General features: G+C 60.5%; 19 protein-coding genes. 14 read left to right on the plus strand and 5 right to left on the minus strand.

Annotated elements, in window-relative coordinates; translation table 11 throughout:
- Positions 1-6: 6 nt before the first annotated feature.
- The 4 genes from NGM06_RS21020 (at position 7) to NGM06_RS21035 (ending at position 2,394) form a co-directional block, all read left to right on the plus strand.
- A complete protein-coding gene (locus NGM06_RS21020; protein ID WP_254270651.1) occupies positions 7-408 on the plus strand; it encodes a helix-turn-helix domain-containing protein in 402 nt (133 codons plus the stop codon).
- Between the two features lie 144 nt (positions 409-552).
- Positions 553-912, plus strand: a complete 360-nt coding sequence (trxA, locus tag NGM06_RS21025; protein WP_254270652.1) for a thioredoxin — start codon at positions 553-555, stop codon at positions 910-912.
- On the plus strand, positions 913-1,938 hold the full coding sequence (locus NGM06_RS21030; protein WP_254270653.1) for an NAD(P)/FAD-dependent oxidoreductase: 1,026 nt from the start codon (positions 913-915) through the stop codon (positions 1,936-1,938). It begins immediately after the preceding gene.
- A 63-nt stretch (positions 1,939-2,001) separates the two neighbouring features.
- Positions 2,002-2,394 (plus strand): DUF302 domain-containing protein, encoded by a 393-nt coding sequence (locus tag NGM06_RS21035; protein WP_254270654.1) that lies wholly within the window; start codon positions 2,002-2,004, stop codon positions 2,392-2,394.
- Positions 2,395-2,417: 23 nt separating this feature from the next.
- Here the strand turns inward: NGM06_RS21035 and NGM06_RS21040 are convergent, their stop codons facing one another.
- The 3 genes from NGM06_RS21040 to NGM06_RS21050 all read right to left on the minus strand — a co-directional run bounded on the left by NGM06_RS21040 (position 2,418) and on the right by NGM06_RS21050 (position 4,060).
- Positions 2,418-3,119, minus strand: a complete 702-nt coding sequence (locus NGM06_RS21040) for a DUF2270 domain-containing protein (RefSeq protein ID WP_254270655.1) — start codon at positions 3,117-3,119, stop codon at positions 2,418-2,420.
- 111 nt (positions 3,120-3,230) lie between these two features.
- Positions 3,231-3,815 carry a DsrE/DsrF/DrsH-like family protein gene (locus NGM06_RS21045; protein ID WP_254270656.1) on the minus strand — a complete coding sequence of 195 codons (585 nt, stop codon included), beginning with the start codon at positions 3,813-3,815 and terminating at the stop codon, positions 3,231-3,233.
- Positions 3,816-3,817: 2 nt separating this feature from the next.
- Positions 3,818-4,060, minus strand: coding sequence for a sulfurtransferase TusA family protein (locus tag NGM06_RS21050; protein WP_254270657.1), 243 nt, complete (start codon positions 4,058-4,060; stop codon positions 3,818-3,820).
- Positions 4,061-4,274: 214 nt separating this feature from the next.
- Between NGM06_RS21050 and NGM06_RS21055 the strand changes: the two genes are divergently transcribed.
- The 7 genes from NGM06_RS21055 (at position 4,275) to NGM06_RS21085 (ending at position 10,511) form a co-directional block, all read left to right on the plus strand.
- Complete coding sequence (locus tag NGM06_RS21055) at positions 4,275-5,450, plus strand: MBL fold metallo-hydrolase (RefSeq protein ID WP_254270658.1); 1,176 nt, start codon at positions 4,275-4,277, stop codon at positions 5,448-5,450.
- Position 5,451: 1 nt separating this feature from the next.
- Positions 5,452-5,946 carry a YeeE/YedE family protein gene (locus NGM06_RS21060; protein WP_254270659.1) on the plus strand — a complete coding sequence of 165 codons (495 nt, stop codon included), beginning with the start codon at positions 5,452-5,454 and terminating at the stop codon, positions 5,944-5,946.
- On the plus strand, positions 5,943-6,413 hold the full coding sequence (locus NGM06_RS21065; RefSeq protein ID WP_254270660.1) for a YeeE/YedE family protein: 471 nt from the start codon (positions 5,943-5,945) through the stop codon (positions 6,411-6,413). Before NGM06_RS21060 ends, NGM06_RS21065 begins: the two co-directional genes overlap by 4 nt.
- A gap of 404 nt (positions 6,414-6,817) precedes the next feature.
- A complete protein-coding gene (locus NGM06_RS21070) occupies positions 6,818-6,967 on the plus strand; it encodes a DUF7512 family protein (protein WP_254270661.1) in 150 nt (49 codons plus the stop codon).
- Between the two features lie 2 nt (positions 6,968-6,969).
- The gene (locus tag NGM06_RS21075) at positions 6,970-7,959 is read left to right on the plus strand and encodes a sulfite exporter TauE/SafE family protein (RefSeq protein WP_254270662.1); all 990 of its coding nucleotides are present in this window, start codon (positions 6,970-6,972) and stop codon (positions 7,957-7,959) included.
- A gap of 98 nt (positions 7,960-8,057) precedes the next feature.
- Complete coding sequence (locus NGM06_RS21080; RefSeq protein ID WP_254270663.1) at positions 8,058-9,182, plus strand: MBL fold metallo-hydrolase; 1,125 nt, start codon at positions 8,058-8,060, stop codon at positions 9,180-9,182.
- A gap of 39 nt (positions 9,183-9,221) precedes the next feature.
- Positions 9,222-10,511: an MFS transporter gene (locus NGM06_RS21085; RefSeq protein WP_254270664.1), complete on the plus strand. Its 1,290-nt coding sequence runs from the start codon at positions 9,222-9,224 to the stop codon at positions 10,509-10,511.
- Between the two features lie 55 nt (positions 10,512-10,566).
- Here the strand turns inward: NGM06_RS21085 and fdhF are convergent, their stop codons facing one another.
- Entirely contained in the window at positions 10,567-12,627 is a 2,061-nt protein-coding gene (fdhF, locus tag NGM06_RS21090; protein ID WP_254270665.1) for a formate dehydrogenase subunit alpha, read from the minus strand.
- 495 nt (positions 12,628-13,122) lie between these two features.
- On the minus strand, positions 13,123-13,488 hold the full coding sequence (locus tag NGM06_RS21095) for an SHOCT domain-containing protein (protein ID WP_254270666.1): 366 nt from the start codon (positions 13,486-13,488) through the stop codon (positions 13,123-13,125).
- A gap of 180 nt (positions 13,489-13,668) precedes the next feature.
- Here NGM06_RS21095 and NGM06_RS21100 point away from each other — a divergent pair, with 180 nt between their 5' ends.
- From NGM06_RS21100 to NGM06_RS21110, 3 genes are all read left to right on the plus strand, one after another.
- Positions 13,669-14,199 (plus strand): VIT1/CCC1 transporter family protein, encoded by a 531-nt coding sequence (locus NGM06_RS21100; protein WP_254270667.1) that lies wholly within the window; start codon positions 13,669-13,671, stop codon positions 14,197-14,199.
- Complete coding sequence (locus NGM06_RS21105) at positions 14,200-15,798, plus strand: SLC13 family permease (RefSeq protein WP_254270668.1); 1,599 nt, start codon at positions 14,200-14,202, stop codon at positions 15,796-15,798.
- A gap of 259 nt (positions 15,799-16,057) precedes the next feature.
- Entirely contained in the window at positions 16,058-16,723 is a 666-nt protein-coding gene (locus NGM06_RS21110; RefSeq protein ID WP_254270669.1) for a hypothetical protein, read from the plus strand.
- Positions 16,724-16,736 lie beyond the last annotated feature (13 nt).

The raw sequence follows: 16,736 nt of genomic DNA on the forward strand, positions 1-16,736 counted from the left end.
ATAACAATGCCAGATTCGATGTCCGAACAGCTCCAACAAGATATGGAGTGCGAGGGACTCCTCGAGTGTTTCCACGGCCTCAAACAACTCGACAGAGAGTGCTTTCAGGCGCTCGTAGACGTAGAAGAGCCGCTTACGGTCGACGAACTCGCAGACGCCGTCGACCGCGAGCGTTCGACCGCCTACCGTGCGGTTCAGCGCTTGCTCCAGACGGGGTTCATCCAGAAGGAGCAGGTCAACTATGACCAGGGCGGCTACTACCACGTCTATTCACCGACTGACCCGTCGAACATCACCGACGATATGCAGCGAATGCTCAACGACTGGTACGCCAAGATGGGCCAACTCATTCAGGAGTTCGAGAACAAATACGAGCAGGCCGAGGCGACTGCACCGGCCGACAGTTAACGCCTTCTGCCGGTTCTATCGTTCACCTCCTCTCGTAGTACGACGACGCCGTTCGTTATGCCGATACGAGCGAATCCGACACGAACATAGTATTGCATAATATTCCCAAAACCCTTAATTAGCAACGGACCATAGAGACAGGTGATGACAGCTAATACGACATCGGATTCAAGTCCGATTACTCCGGACAAACCCGTCACTATCGACAGCCAGTCCGAGTTAGATGAATTCGTCGACGAGCACAGCGTCGTGCTGGTGGACTTCTATGCTGACTGGTGTGGTCCGTGCCAGATGCTGGAACCCATCGTCGAACGCCTTGCGGAACGGACAGACGCCTCGGTTGGAACGGTCGATGTCGACGCTAACCAGCAACTCGCTCGGACGTACGGTGTCCGCGGAGTGCCGACGCTCGTCCTGTTCGCGGACGGTGAACAGGTCGAGAAAATCGTCGGTGTCCAGCAGGAAGACCAGTTACGCACTTTAGTCGAAAGCTACACGAAGTAAATGAACAGTAATATCCACACTCTCGTGATCGCGGGCTCGGGTATCGCCGGGCTCTCGGCCGCCGTGTACGCGGCCCGAGCCGACCTCGAGCCGCTGGTCCTCGAAGGCGACGAACCCGGTGGCCAACTGACGCTCACGACCGACGTCGAGAACTACCTCGGATTCCCCGACGGTGTCGGAGGAATGGAACTGGTTGAACGCGGAAAAGAACAGGCCGAGCAGTTCGGTGCCGAGTTCGAACACGTGAGCATCGAGGAGGCGGGCCTCGACGGACAGCCGCTGCAGCTCCGATTATCGAACGGCGAAACCATCCGAACGCGCGCTCTCATCGTTGCGACCGGAGCGAGCGCTCGCTGGGTCGGCGCCGACGGCGAAGACGAACTGATGGGTTACGGACTATCGACGTGTGCGACGTGCGACGGCGCCTTCCACCGCGGCAACGACGTCCTCGTGGTCGGCGGTGGCGATAGCGCGATGGAAGAAGCGCTCTTCCTCGCGAAGTTCGCTGACTCCGTGACTATCGTCCACCGACGCGAGGAACTCCGAGCCTCCGAAATCATGGCCGACCGCGCTCGTGACCACGACGACATCGAGTTCCGATGGAACACCGAACTCCAGTCGCTGCGCGGTTCTAGAGAGGAGGGAATTACGGGCGCCACGCTCGTCACTCACCCTGACGGATACCCGAAGCAGAAAGCGAAGAACGGGGTCGACGTCCAGACAGCGACCGTCGACGTCGGCGGTGTCTTCTACGCTGTCGGTCACACACCGAATACCGCGTTCCTGGAAGGAACTGGCGTGGAACGCGACGAAGACGGTTACGTCCAACTACGGACAGCTGCAGACGGACAAATGACGTCGGAGACGACGGTCGAGGGAGTCTTCGCCGCGGGTGACGTGGCCGACTCCCGCTATCAGCAGGCGGTCACTGCGGCCGGAACTGGGAGTATGGCTGCACTCGACGCGGAGGAGTTCGTCGAGACGCTTGAGATGACGGATCGTAACGTCGCAAACACCTCGGTATAACGCCAGATAACTTCTTCCGAGAGCGACCCGAACAGTTTTATAGTATTGTGCTTTACCCACAATATGATGTACACTATCGACCGTACCGTCTCGGGCGATTTCGGCGACATCGTGGAAGAGACGATTACCGCATTAGAGGACGAGGGCTTCGGCGTGCTCTGCGACATCGATGTCCAAGCCACCCTCGAACAGAAACTAGACACAGACTTTCGTCAGTACCGAATTCTCGGAGCCTGTAATCCAAATCAGGCCCACAACGCGCTACAAGACGAACTCCTACTCGGGGCGCTCCTCCCGTGCAATGTAATCGTGTACGAGACGGACGACGGGGAAGTCGGCGTCAGCGCAGTCGACCCGAAACGACTCATCGGTATCACCGATAACGACGCGCTCGATGATGTCGCAACTGACGTCCACCAGAGCTTCGAACGAGTACTCGCCAAAATCGGCGATTGATCGGACGACTGTCCGGATGGAGGCTATTCCTCGCGCAGGTCCTCGCTCAAGAGTTCCGTCTCGGCGTGCCACGTCCGTGGCCGAAGTGCGGTAAAGAGTAGAACACCGTAGCTGACCAGCACAGTGGAAATAACGACGCCGCCCGGAATCCGACCGATGGCCGCGCTAGCTGGCCAGGGAACGTCTGCAAACGCGGTGATCCGAACGGTCCACGCGGCGAGGAGAACGGTGAGTAGCGGGAGATACACCCGGCGCAGACGGTGGGCGATGGCCTCCATCCGAGTGATCTTGAGCTGCGGTTGGCGGTAACTGTCGCTCAGGTGGGTTCGCCAGTCTTCGTCCGCTAATCCCTGCGAGGGGTCGAGCCCGTACGCCCAGACGTTCTTCTGAAACGCCCGGACGCGGGACCGCCAGATGTCGTATCCCCGGTATCGACGTGCTTCGATACCCAGGAAGGTGCTCAGTACTCCTCCGCCGGCGAGCAGTACGTAGTGGGGATTCGATTCGCTGGAGAAGGCCCACGTCAGGATCGCCGCGAGTACGATGACCGCCCAGTTGGTGGTACGGTCGAGGCGTTCCCGCCAGAGTTTCATCCGGTGGATTTCGCCGCGGTACAGATGAGCCATCGAGCTGCTGGGGCCCATCTCTTCGTCGAGGAGGCCTCGCCCGACCTCGCGGTGCTCTGGGTCGGACGGATCTGTTTCCTTACTCGAATTCCCAGTCATCGGTACTCATCTTCGTTGACTTGCATAATCATTCTACGATTGCGAACTATTGCGTGCGGTCGCGGACTGGTATCGAAGGAATGGATGTCCAATAGAACCCCGAATCCGAAATTAGACGAGTAGTTGGATGTCAGCGTCGGCCATGTCCTGAAGCGCCGTCGCGGCACCGACTCCGGTGGTGACTCCGTCGTAGAAGTCGCCCTCGTCGTAGTCCATCAGGTCGATCGTCATCTGGCACGCCTGGAACTCCACACCCATGTCCAACGACGTTTCGAGGAGTTCCTCGATGGTCGCGGTGTCGTTGTCCGCTATCTGTTTCTCCATCATCCGTGTCGTCACGCGGTCCATCCCCGGGAGTGCGCCGACGGCGTTCGGAACAGGCATGTTGGGATTCCCGACCGAACTCAGCTTGAGGTTCTTCGAACGCTCCTCGTGGAGGATGTCTAACCCCCAGAAGGTGTGGAAGACCGTCACTTCCCAGCCGAACGCGGCCGCCGTACTCGCGAGAATGAGCGGCGGGTACGCCATGTCCAGCGTTCCCTTCGTCGCGATGATCGACATCTTCTGAGGACCGTCATCGATCTCGTTTTCGAGGTCGGCGAGTTCCGACTCGAGTTCTTCGATCCGTGATTCGAGGGCGGCCGTGTCCGTCTCGGTTGCGGCGTCGGCCGACGTTGAGGGAGTGTCTGTGCTCATGTTTACTCCATTTTCCGGACGTAGTGCTTGTAGAGGTCGTCTCGCTCCTCCTGTTCGACCAGCTCGACACCCTCAGTCGTGTCGGCCCATCCGCCGAGGTCGCTCGTGCTTCCAGGGTCGGTTGCGAGAACCTCTAGAACGTCTCCCTCGTCGAGATTGTCGATGGACTGCTTCGTCTTTATGACCGGCATCGGGCAGTTCTGTCCTTTCACGTCGAGCGTCTCGGTGATTTCGTACTCAGTCATGGTATTGACTTCACTGCCCAATATCACTCGGGGCTGTAAAAGCCTATCGGTGGTAGTTCAGAGAAAGTGCACAAACAAAAATTCCACTGTTGGAAATAGCCGTTATTATGGTGTCTTAGTGGCCTTAACCGAGTATAGCACAATATAGTATTGTACACTCAACGGATTACTATGCAAAGACTTATTTAACTGCCGAAGATAGACACGAGTGACGATGACAGCAGCGCACTCCACAGAGGGTATAGTCGAATCGATTACTCCCACCGAACTGAAAGAGCGCATCGACAGCGGAGAAGACGTTTTCGTCCTCGATGCGCGCTCAGAAGGCGACTTCGAGGAGTGGCACATTGACGGAGAGAACGTCGATATCGTGAACTACCCCTACTTCGAGCTCCTTGACGGCATCCCGGAAGACCTGCTCGGCCAACTGCCCGAGAACCGAGATATAACCGTCCTCTGTGCGAAGGGCGGCTCTAGCGAGATGGTCGCCGAACATCTCGAAGACGAGGGGTACGACGTCAACCACCTCGAATACGGCATGAAGGGCTGGGCACGCATCTACGAGTACACCGAACTCGACACCGAGACGGAGGCGACCGTCGCCCAGTACCGACGCCCCTCCAGCGGGTGCCTGGCCTACCTCGTCGTCTCCGACGGCGAAGCCGCGGTCGTCGACCCACTACGGGCATTTACCGACGAGTACATACAGGACGTGAACGCGCTCGGTGCTGACCTGAAATACGTGCTCGACACGCACGTTCACGCCGACCACATCTCCGGTGTTCGCGACCTCACCGACGAAACCAATGCGACGACGGTCCTACCCGAACCTGCCGTCGACCGCGGCGTCGAGTACGACCGGCCCTACGAGACCGTCGAACACGGCGACGCACTCACTGTCGGCGACGTCGAAATTGAGGTCGTCCACACGCCCGGCCACACGACCGGGATGACGTCCTACAGGGTCGGCGACGTGCTGTTCACCGGCGACGGCCTGTTCACCGAGAGCGTGGCGCGGCCGGATCTCGAAGACCCGGAAGCCGCGAAGGACGCGGCGAAGACGCTCTACGAGAGCCTCACCGAGAAAATTCTCCCCCTCCCCTACGAGACGGTAATCGCACCCGCGCACTTCAGCGACTCGGCGACGCCGAACGACGACGGCACGTACACGGCCGAACTCGGCGAACTGAAGGAAACGATGGACGCGCTCACGATGGACGAAGCCGAGTTCGCCGAGTTCATCGCCGCAGACATGCCGCCGCAGCCTGCCAACTACGAGGACATCATCGCCACCAACCTCGGACAACAGTCGCCCGACGACGAGAGAGCGTTCGAACTGGAACTCGGCCCGAACAACTGCGCGGCCAGCGAGGAGGCGCTGACTGACTGAGATGAGTGGCCTCGTACCGCTGGTCACCGCCAGTGAGCTCTTCCCCCGAGGGGTTCTCCCGTACGTTCTCGGCGGCCTACTCGTCGGACTCGGGGCGGCGGTCATCTACCTCGCGACGGGCATCATCGCCGGGGCGAGCACGTTCCTCGAATCGACGCTCTCGTACGTCTCGGACGTGCCGCGGTTCAATCGGCTCAAGTACGTCCAGTCGCGCGGGTGGCGGTTCGTGTTCACCGCGGGAATCGTCAGCGGCGCGGCCGTCTACGGACTCGTGTTGAACCCCGGCATCTGGACGACCGACGTCCAGTGGTGGCGACTGTTCGGCGGCGGCTTCCTCGTGGGAGTCGGGACGCGCCTCGGAAAGGGGTGTACCTCGGGTCACGGCGTCTGTGGCACCGGGTCGCTCTCGAACACGTCGCTCGTGAACGTCGCTACGTTCCTGACCGTCGCCATCGGGACCGCACAACTGGTTCAGGCACTGGGAGTGTCGCCATGAGCGGGAACGAACGGAGTCCGTTGTTCCTGCCCGTCATCTACGTCGGCGGACTGATATTCGGGTTCGGGCTGGCCGTCAGCGGGATGGCCCGCCCGGAAGTAGTGCTGGACTTCCTCCAGTTCGAGGACTTCGGTCTGCTGTTCGTGATGGGCGGGGCCGCGGTCGTGACCGGCATCACGTTCACGGTCGCCACGCGATACCTCGACCGAGCACCGTTGACCAAGCGGGAGTACACCCGCCGACTCAAGGACTTCGACCGGAACGTCGTCATCGGCGGCGCCATCTTCGGCGTCGGGTGGGGACTGTCGGGCATCTGTCCCGGCGCCGCGTACGCCAGCGTCGGTATCGGTAACTACCCGATTCTGTTCGCTATCGCGGGGATGTTCCTCGGTGCGTACGCACAGGGATACTGGCGCGCACTCCGCGCGGACGACACCGGAGACGCGACCGACGCCGCCTCGAGCTAATCACCGTTTTTGCCGTTTCCTCGTATCGACGCTGTAGAACGTATCTACCGTCGGTGTCCGTGAAAACCGTAGCATTCTCTAACAGGGGCGACACCGTCGGAGCGGGTTCCCGACTTATCGTCGAAGCTCCTCTCTGTTGTCCGCTGACGCTGTTACCTCTTTGAGGACGTCGTCGTTCTACTCTGACTTGGTTCAGTTTTCGGGATTGTGCTCCGCCTCGTGCCCAGGCCACGTAGGTGCCCATTGATGCGTCCGTAGTTACCCGTAAGTTATGCATAGCAATCTGGTGGTCACGCGAATATAGTATTGCATGATACGTTCAAAACCATTATTACCCTCCGCTGGCTATCCGGATATGTGCAGAAGTTAAACATGCGTACAAGACTGGAAGCGAGGGTTCGCTGATGTTCGGAATCGAAACGCTAGAGGGGTCGGCGGCGGCCGTCGCTCAAGTCGGCTTCGTACTGGCCGAGGCCATGGTACTGTACGTCGTATACGGCGGACTGACTTCGGCCGTGGGCGACCACATCACTGACGCAGTTCGGAGTGCGTGACCATGGAGGTACTCGGACTGAGCGTGGCGGTATTTGCGATGTTCGTCGGGTTCGGACTCCTCATCGGAATCTTGTTCGGGTTCTTCGGGATGGGCGGTTCGTTTCTCGTCACACCGGCCCTTCTCGTGATGGGCTACCAACCGAAGGTTGCCGTAGGGAGCGGACTCGCGTTCGTCTTTGGGACGAGCGTGATCGGCGCGCTGCGCCACCGCGATCACGGCCAGGTCGATTACAAACTTGCCCTCATCATGACGGCCGCGATGACGATCGGTATCGAGGGCGGGAAGCACGTCGTGTTCTTCCTCGAAGACGCGGGAATATCGGACCTCGTCATCAGCGTGGCCTACGTCGGACTGCTCGCCGTCGTCGGTCTAATGACCTTGCGTGACGCTCGCTCGGAGGCGGACGAGTCCGCTAGCTTCGACCTCTCGGAGACGATTCAGTCGATCGAGATCTGGCCGATGGTCGAGTTCACCGGCGGCGTCCGCGTCTCCGCCGTCATCGTCTTCGCCGTCGGGTTAGCCATCGGCGTCCTATCGGGGTTCCTCGGCGTCGGCGGGGGATTCCTCCTGATGCCAGCGATGATGTACGGATTCGGCGTCCCCGCCGCAGTTGCCGTCGGGACCGACATCCTCCAAATCACCATCTCCGGAGCGTTCGGTGCCTTCACGTATGCGCGAGCAGGCTCGATCGCGCTACCCGTCGTCATTTCGCTGCTAGCCGGTAGTGCTCTCGGAGCCCGTGTCGGTGCGAGTGCGACGAAACTCGTCGACGAAGACGACATCAAGGGGTACTTCGCCGCGATGTTGCTGGCCGGCAGCATCGCAGTTGCCGCGAAGAAACTCAGCACTACGTACGGTATCGAGATACTGCAGACGGTCAGCATAGCACTCATCTTCGGTGCAGCAATCGTGGTGTCGGCTGCGGTCGTCTATAGCGCTCTGAAGGAATTACGCAATCCATCTCAGACGGAAGTCTCGTTCGGTGATTAACCGTTACGACCGGTCGCATTCTGAATAACGTCTCTCCTTGGGAACCCGTCATGATGGCCGACGGGTTTAAGAGCATAGATTGTATAGTATTGGGTGTAATGAGCAATACTACTATCGGCGCTTCTGAAGTCGCCCGGCGCGTCCGGGACGACGAGGCCGAGGACCTGTTCGTCTTCGACGTCAGAAACGAAGACGACTACGAGGAGTGGCAGATCGACGGAAGCACGAACGTTCCCGTCTACGACGAACTCCTCGAATACGACTACTCCGGGTTAGAACGCAATCTCGACGAACTCCCGGAGGACAAGGAAATCGCGGTCGTCTGCGTCGCTGGCGTCACGTCGGCCCGCGCTGCGGAGTTCCTCCGCGAACACGACTTCGACGCGAAGTCCATCGACGGCGGCATGAACGACTGGGGTCGGGTCCACCGCCAGTACGACCTCAAGGACATCGACGGTATCGTCCAAATTGTCCGGCCCGGAACGGGATGCGTCTCGTACCTCGTCCACGACGGCGGCGAGGCCCTCATTGTCGACCCGAGTCAGTACATCGACCAGTACCTAGGGGCGGCCGACGAACGCGACCTCGATATCGTCGGCGTCGCAGACACTCACGCCCACGCAGACCACGTCTCGGGCGCTCGCCGTCTGGCGGGCGAACTCGACGTGCCGTACTTCCTCCACGGGGAGGACGCCGGTGAACTGGACGAGGTCACCGAGATAGAGGACGGCGAGACGCTCCCCGTCGGCGAACAGAGCCTCGACGTACTCCACACTCCGGGTCACACGCCCGGAAGCGTCTCCTTCCGAATCGGTGACGCGCTCCTCTCCGGTGACACGCTGTTCCTCCGGAGCGTCGGTCGCCCCGACCTCGAGGACAGTTCGGAAGACGCCATCCGCGAGGCCGCCGACCAGTTATTCGACAGTCTCGACCGAGTCACCGACCTAAACGACGAGACCGTCGTCCTGCCCGGCCACTTCAGTGACGAGACGATCCGCCCGCTCGCGACGGAACTTGGAGCGCTCCGGGCAGAGACCGACAACGAACTCGTCGGCTACGTCGAAGACGGTGACCGAGAGGCGTTCGTCGATACCATCGTCGAGAGCCTCTCGGACGAACCCGCCAACTACAACGAGATCAAGCAGATCAACTGGGGCAAAGAGCAGGCGGGCAGTGACGCCGAAGCGCTCGAACTCGGTCCAAACAACTGCGCCGCCAACTAAAGCGGTTGTACTCACACGATCGTAAGCCAATATTTTACCATGAATAACGTAACTGAACTCGATCAAGGAATCCGCGAACACCTCGGGCAGTTCTCACTGCACATCCTGTTAGTGTTCGCTACGGGTCTGACCATCGGCACTGAACGTGCTGTCGTTCCAGTTCTGGGCCGTGACGTACTCGGCGTCGAATCCCTACTCGTCATCGGTTCGTTCGTCGTCTCGTTCGGGTTTGTCAAGGCACTCCTCAATCTCTACGCCGGTAAGTGGGGCGAGGAGTACGGTCGCAAGCCGGTGCTCATCCTGGGATGGGCGACTGCACTACCGCTACCGATTATTCTCATCTTTGCCCCTAGTTGGGGCTGGATCACGGTCGGGAACGTCCTCCTCGGCATTAACCAGGCCCTGACCTGGAGTATGGCGATCAACGCCAAGATCGACCTCGCAGGCCCCAAACAGCGCGGACTCGCTGTCGGTATCGACGAGGCGTTCGGCTACTCCGGCGTCGCCGTCGGTGCATGGATCACCGGCGTCATCGCCGCCCGGACGGGTCTCCGACCCGAGCCGTTCTACTTCCTCGCTGCCGTCGTCGTCTTGGCGTTCCTGATCTCGATCTTCCTGATTGAGGAGACGGTCCAGTACGCAGCGGTGGAGGCCGACGACGACCACCACGATGCGAACCTCCCGTTCGGCGAGGTGCTGAAGCGAGCGACCTACGGCGATAAGACGCTGTTCGCCGCGGCACAAGCGGGTCACATCGAGAAGTTCGTCGATACGCTGTACTGGCTCGCCGTCCCGTTGTATCTCACGAGTCAGGGACTCGGGATTGCAGCGGTCGGGTTCGTCGTCGGTGTCCACAGTGCGATGTATTTCCTCCAGATTGCCACTGGTGGACTCGCGGACCGAATCGGTCGTCGTCCGCCTGTCGTCGCTGGGATGTTCCTCACCGGCGCGGGCGTCCTCGGGATGGTGCTCGTCGAGGGATATCTTCCGTGGGTCGTTCTCTCGGGGGTTTCCGGCCTCGGGATGGCGTTGCTCTATCCGAATCTGATGACGGTCCCGGGCGACGCCGCACATCCGACGTGGCGTGCGACGGGAATGGGTGTCTACCGGATGTGGCGCGATTCGGGCTACGGTGTCGGCGCGATCCTGATCGGCCTCTCGATGGAGTTCGTGAATGCCGAGGCCGCTTTCTACGTGACTGCGATCCTGATGTTCATCTCCGGCGCAGTCGTGTACCTGTGGATGGAAGAGACGCATCCGGACTTCGGGACACACGAACCTCCGTCCTCTGCCACAGAACCACCGACTCGAGCGATGTCCGAACATTGAGGACTAATGACGTCGAGAGTTCGAACGAGGATCGAAGCTTCGTCGTCGATAGAATCTACCGTCGTGCGTCTCCCGTCACGGTGACACGGATGGCGGCGTGCTTGTACTCCGGGATCCTCGCGACCGGGTCGAGTTCGTCCGGCGTTAGGACGTTCACCAGCGGGTCGGCGTAGTGGAAGGTCATGAAGACGGTCCCCTGCCGGATGGCGGGCGTGACCTCGGCCTGGACGGACACTTCGCCGCGGTCGTTTTCGACGCGAACCAATTCACCGTCGTTGACGCCGCAGTCGCTCGCGTCTTCGGGGTGAATCTGGAGAACGTCCTCGCCGCGCATCCGCATCAGCGTTCCCGACCGGCGGGTTACGGCCCCGCTGTTGAAGTGCTGAAGCACCCGGCCCGTCGTCAGCACGAGTTCGTCGTCCGCGACGGAATCGACGGGATCGACGTGCTCGACCGACCGTAACTCCGCGGTCTCGTTCCCGGAGGCGAACTCGTCGGCGTGAAGAACACCGACGCCAGACGACGCACCTTTCGGGAACGGCCACCGGAGACTATCAGTCCCAATGGTGTCGTAGCGTATCCCGGCGTAGATGGGCGAGACGCGCGTCAGTTCGTCGAACACCTCGGCTGGCCCCTCGTAGTCGAAGTCAAGGTCGGTGACTCTCGCACCGAGTTCGCGGACAATCCCTTGGTCTCGCCGCGCGTCGCCCGGGAGGTCGGCGTTGGGCCGCATCCGCATCACCTGTCGGTCGGTGTTCGTCACGGTCCCGGCTTTCTCGGCCCACGAGCTCCCCGGGAGGACGACATCGGCGTACTCCGCGGTTTCCGTGCGGAAGATGTCGTGGACGACGAGGAACTCGATATCCTCGAAAGCGTCGGCGACCCGGTTCGCGTTCGGCTCGGTAATGACTGGGTTCTCGCCGAAGACATATGCCCCGCGAATCTCCTCGCCGAAGCGGTGAGTCATCTCGACTTCGGTCAGGCCGGGGGTTGGCGGCGGTTCCACACCCCACTCTTCGGCTACGCGCTGGCGCGCTTCGTCATCGATAACCAACTGGTACCCAGGGAGAACGTCAGGAAGTGCCCCTACGTCACCGGCACCCTGAACGTTGTTCTGGCCGCGAAGCGGGTTGACACCGACCCCGCGCTTCCCGAGATTCCCCGTTAAGAGTGCGAGATTAAGTAATGCGTGAACGTTGTCGGTGCCGCAGTGGTGCTGGCTCATCCCCATTCCCGTGAAGATGGCTGCTCGGTCTGCCTCGCCGTACAGTTGTGCGGCCTCCCGGAGATTGTCCGTCGGGACGCCCGCGAGAGTAGCGTTCTCCGCCACGTCGACGGACCCGACGAACGCCCGGAACTGCTCGACAGCCGTCACTCGGTCGTCGAGGAACGACTCGTCGACTAGGCCCTCCTCGAGCAGCACGGCGGCCATGGCGTTGAGCAGGGGAATGTCGTACCCCGGACGGACTGGGAGGTGAAGCGTCGCGGCCTCGGTGGTATCGTTCGCTCGCGGATCGACGTGAATCAGGTCCGTCCCGTCTCGAATCGCTGGCAACAAGTACGACCGAAAGATAATCGGGTGTTGTTCGGCAGGGTTGGCCCCCATGACGAGGAAGACATCCGCGTCGCTGAGATCCTCGAGGGTGTTGGTCATTGCCCCCGCACCGAATCGATTCTGCATAGCCGCGACGGTCGAGGAGTGACACAACCGCGCGCAGTTGTCGACGTTGTTCGTCCCGAGTGCTCGCGCAACTTTCTGGAGGAGGTAGTTCTCCTCGTTCGTGCAGTTCGACGATGCGAAGAACGCGAGCGCGTCGGCACCATTTTCTGCAACAATTCCGGAGAACGCGTCAGATATTCGAGCGAACGCCTCGTCCCACGACGCGGTGACGAGTCGACCGTTCTCGCGAACGAGCGGTTCGGTGAGCCTCTCTTCGTGACCGACGACGTCGAAGGCGGCGGCACCCTTCGGACATATCTCTCCCCGCTTGTTCACCGGCGCCATCCATCCGGTCGCTTTTCCTGACTTCGGTGCATACTCGATTCCGCATCCAACGCCACAGAACGGGCAGATGGTCGGCCGAGATTGGAACGATCGATCCGAAGAATCGGTCATAGTACTAGTGACGGTAATGATTAGCATGGCTCTGACGGCAGTAATTCCGTACTTACTCATGACTCGTTAGTATAATAATGTATTTTGGCGGTCAGCATCATCTCGGGAGTACGACCGTTCGAACTGGCAGTACTAGGGCCGTCGGAATCGGTCAGGTGTCCGTACTCCCAGACGAGATCGATGAACTCCTCCCAATCGAACCGTTAGCCGTATTCGTGAACACCCTGTCAGATCGAACTCGGTTTCCACCAGGAACCGTCTAGCAAGTCCCTTCTCTCGCCCTTCGGAACGCGTTCACCGAGTGCCCTCCGTGGTGGACGAATTACGCGGACGGTTTCCCCTACCCCCGGAGTTTCAGTTGGTTCTGAACACCTCCAGTGAACTCATCGAACCTCACGGTGAATCGCATGTACAAACGGGCCACGTTCACAGGAGTACTGACCTAACAACCGTGTCTATGATCGTAATCGTGGAAGCTCTTATCCCATACAGAGATTATCGTTCAACCTCGTCCTGCTGAAGTCGGTTGAGCCGCTGTTCGTACTCCTCGTCGCTCAACTCGCCGCGGGCATACGCTGTCCGAAGTTCCTCGAGCGCTGGGTCGTAGTCGCGAACCCCGCCTCTGACGATGGCGCGATACAGGAGGTACCCGATACCGAGTAGTACTACGAGGAACAGCACCATCATCCCGGTTCCCCACAGGGGGGAGAACCCCGTTCTCAGTCCACCCCCGTTCCACCACCCCATCATTCCCATCATCGGCATCGCGAACGTCATCATCAGGAGCGGGACGAACAGGATGACGAGAAGGATTGCGAGGCCAATCCATAGGAACGAATCTGCTTGATATTGGCGAGCCATGGTTGAATTCCCTCTATCTACTTGCTCTGTCAAAATGTAAACTTACGCCCGTGTTTCTCCGGAGCCAAGCTAACTCTTATCAATCGCTTCACCTAGTTCACCTACTTCTAGTCGAAGTTCGCTCGCCAAGTAGCTTTAACGGGTACTGAACCTCTTTTGTGTAGAGAGCGAAGCGGACACGTGATCGAACGCGTATTCGGGAACGGACTCGAGGACCGTGGCGGATACATCGCCGAAGTAATCTACGGGGCCAACGACGGTATCGTGACGACGTTCGCCGTCGTCGCAGGCGTCGCCGGAGCAGCGCTCGACCCAGCGATTATCCTCATTCTCGGGGTCGCGAATCTCCTTGCGGACGGCTTCTCGATGGGGATGAGTAACTACCTCAGCCAGCAATCGGAACTGGACTATCAGTTGGCCCAAGGAAGTTCTAGCGAGAGCGGACGACCGCCTGTGTACACGGCACTGGTGACGTTCTTAGCGTTCGTCGTCGCGGGATGGGCACCGCTCGTCCCGTACGCGTTCGGCGTCAACGCGACGTTTCGCCTCTCGGTCCTCGTGACCGGTGTCGCGTTCTTCACGGTCGGCGCTAGCAGGAGTCTCGTAACGAACCGCCGGTGGTACGCCGCCGGTGGGGAGATGTTTGCAATCGGGATGCTCACGGCAGCCGTTGCATTCGTAACCGGCGTGGCCCTCGGTGGACTCGCATAGATGGCCAATCGTCGCGCCCTAATAATCACCGTCGTCGCGTTCGTTGCTGTCGCCACTGCTCCGGTCGAAGGACTAGCATCGGATGGCCAGTACGCTCTCGCAACGACAGCCTTCGCGGGCGTTCTCTGGGTCACTGGCGCGCTGCCGCTCCCGATCACGGCGCTATCGATCCCCGTCCTTCTGACGGTGTTCGGCGTCGTCCCGAGCGCCGGCGAGGCGGTCGCTGGCTTCGCCGATCCGATCATCTTCCTCCTACTGGCCGGGTTCGTTCTCGCGGAGGCCCTCCAGAAGCACGGCACTGACCGCCGGATCGCCTACCACATCCTCGCCGTGGTCGGGACCTCCCCTCGACGGATTATCTTCGCCGTGATGCTCGCCACCGCCGCGCTGTCGATGGTGATCTCCAACTCCGCGACCACGGCGATGATGGTCCCCATCGCCCTCGGTATCGCCGATCGCGTCGTGCGAGAGAGTCCACGAAGCAACGGCGGTGGGGGTTCAGTACCGATGGCTGAGGACGTCGAAGAGGAACGGGCGCCAACGTCACCTCACAAATCGACGCGGATAGCCGAACAGCCGAATTTCCGGATAGCGATGCTCCTGGGTGTCGCCTACGCAGCGAGTATCGGCGGCGTCGGGACGCTCATCGGAACGCCGCCCAACGCTATCGTGGTCGCGCAACTCACGGACCAACTCGGATACACGATTACGTTCGTCGATTGGCTGACGATCGGCATTCCGTTCGTCGTGGTCGGCCTCCCGCTGACGTGGTACGTTCTGGCGGTTCTCGTCTATCCGCCTGCGGTCGAGGACGCGAGCGTCGCTCGGGAGGAGGCGAGGCGCTATTTACAAGAGGTGGGATCGCCCTCGACTAACGAGTGGCGGGTCCTCTTCGTGACCGGTATCACGGCAGGCTTATGGTTACTTGGCGGTCTCGGCTTTCTCTTCGAGGGCGTGTTACCGAGACCCGCGTACGTAACGCTATTCGGAGGTACTGGTGGGCACCTCTTCGGCATGGGTTCCCATCAGGGCGCTCTGTACTACGTAACCGTGGGGTTGGCAGCGATTCCGGCGTTGGCCATCGCCGGGACCATCGACTGGGAGGACGTCCAACGAATCGATTGGGGGACGATAATTCTCCTCGGAGGCGGCATCTCGCTGGCCAACGCACTCGCGGCGACCGAGGCGACGCGCTGGCTGGCCGAGGCGGCCATCGGTTCGGTCGCCGGTGCGCCGGTACTGCTCGTTGCGCTTGCAATCGCAGCGGCCACGGTCGCGATTTCCGAGATCGCCTCCAACACGGCGATGGCGGCGATTTCGGTCCCGATTCTGATCTCGATAGGGCCGCGGTATGCCGGAACACTCGGCACGTCTCCGACGGTCGCGAGCGTCTTTCTGGCGGTTACGGGCGGTGTGGCGGCGAGTTTCGGCTTCGCTCTACCGGTCGCGACGCCGCCGAACGCCATCGCGTTCGGAACCGGCCAGATGACGAAAGACCAGATGCTCCGTCCGGGGGTACTCCTCGACGCTGCGATGATCGTCGTCACCGCCGTCCTGTCCTTCACACTCTTCACCGTCGTCTGGCCGTTCATCGGATGACCGAGGCCCGGACTCACTACTACGAACCTATCGCTCGGCCTTCCGAGCAGTGGCGAGTCACTGTCCGCATCGTGGTGGAGTTGGAAACTAGGCTCAAACCGAATTCATAACGGGTTTTGATTCCCGTATTTCACGCGGGATGCAGAATACAATTTTAAATCCTGCATCTCGAACATCGGTTTCTCTGAAAGGCTCTGCTATAGTTATTCCCGATATCTAAGTAGTAACCGCATTAGATGAGGAGAACGAGCATACGACTATGAAACCGAACCAGTCCGGCTTCACGCCACCGGACAGACGTCCCCAGACGAACAGTCTCATTCTATCTTGGTTCGAACGATACGCCGACTACGGGACGTACGGCCTGCTCGCAGGAACGGTCCTCTGTCTCGCCGCATTGTTCACTAACCCGGTCCCGGATCCATCGTTCCCGTGGTTCACGGTACCTGCCGAGTTCCGACTGTCGTACGCGCAGCCGCGCATCGAACACTGGCCGGTCACCTATACGCTGGGCATCTGGCTGTGGGTGTTCTGCCTCCCGTCGATGTTCCTTCGAGGCTACCGGCGATACGGGTCCGTCGCAGGCACCGACCCGAGTGTTTGGCTCACTGCACTCCCTGTCACGTTCATGCTCGGTGTGACCACCTATTGTCGGTTCTTCTGGCCGAAACTCCATCCGGCGTCGTGGAACGCGCCGTCGTACACGTTCGTCTGCTGGGGGTACTGCTCGTCGTACGTCCCGCTCTGGAGCAATCTGGCGTACGCCGTCGCGCTGTTCGGCGTCGGAACCGTCGTTCTCGCGTATCGACGTTCCAAATGGGTCAAACACGCCCTCGCGACGTTCGGCGTGTTGGCGCTTCCGCTCGGGATTCCCGTCCTGTACGAAGCGTACCGACGTCACGCGATCGGAGGTGAATCTAGATGACGTCTTTCCGCGC

The sequence above is a fragment of the Halorussus aquaticus genome (assembly GCF_024218795.1).
Classification (GTDB): domain Archaea; phylum Halobacteriota; class Halobacteria; order Halobacteriales; family Haladaptataceae; genus Halorussus; species Halorussus aquaticus.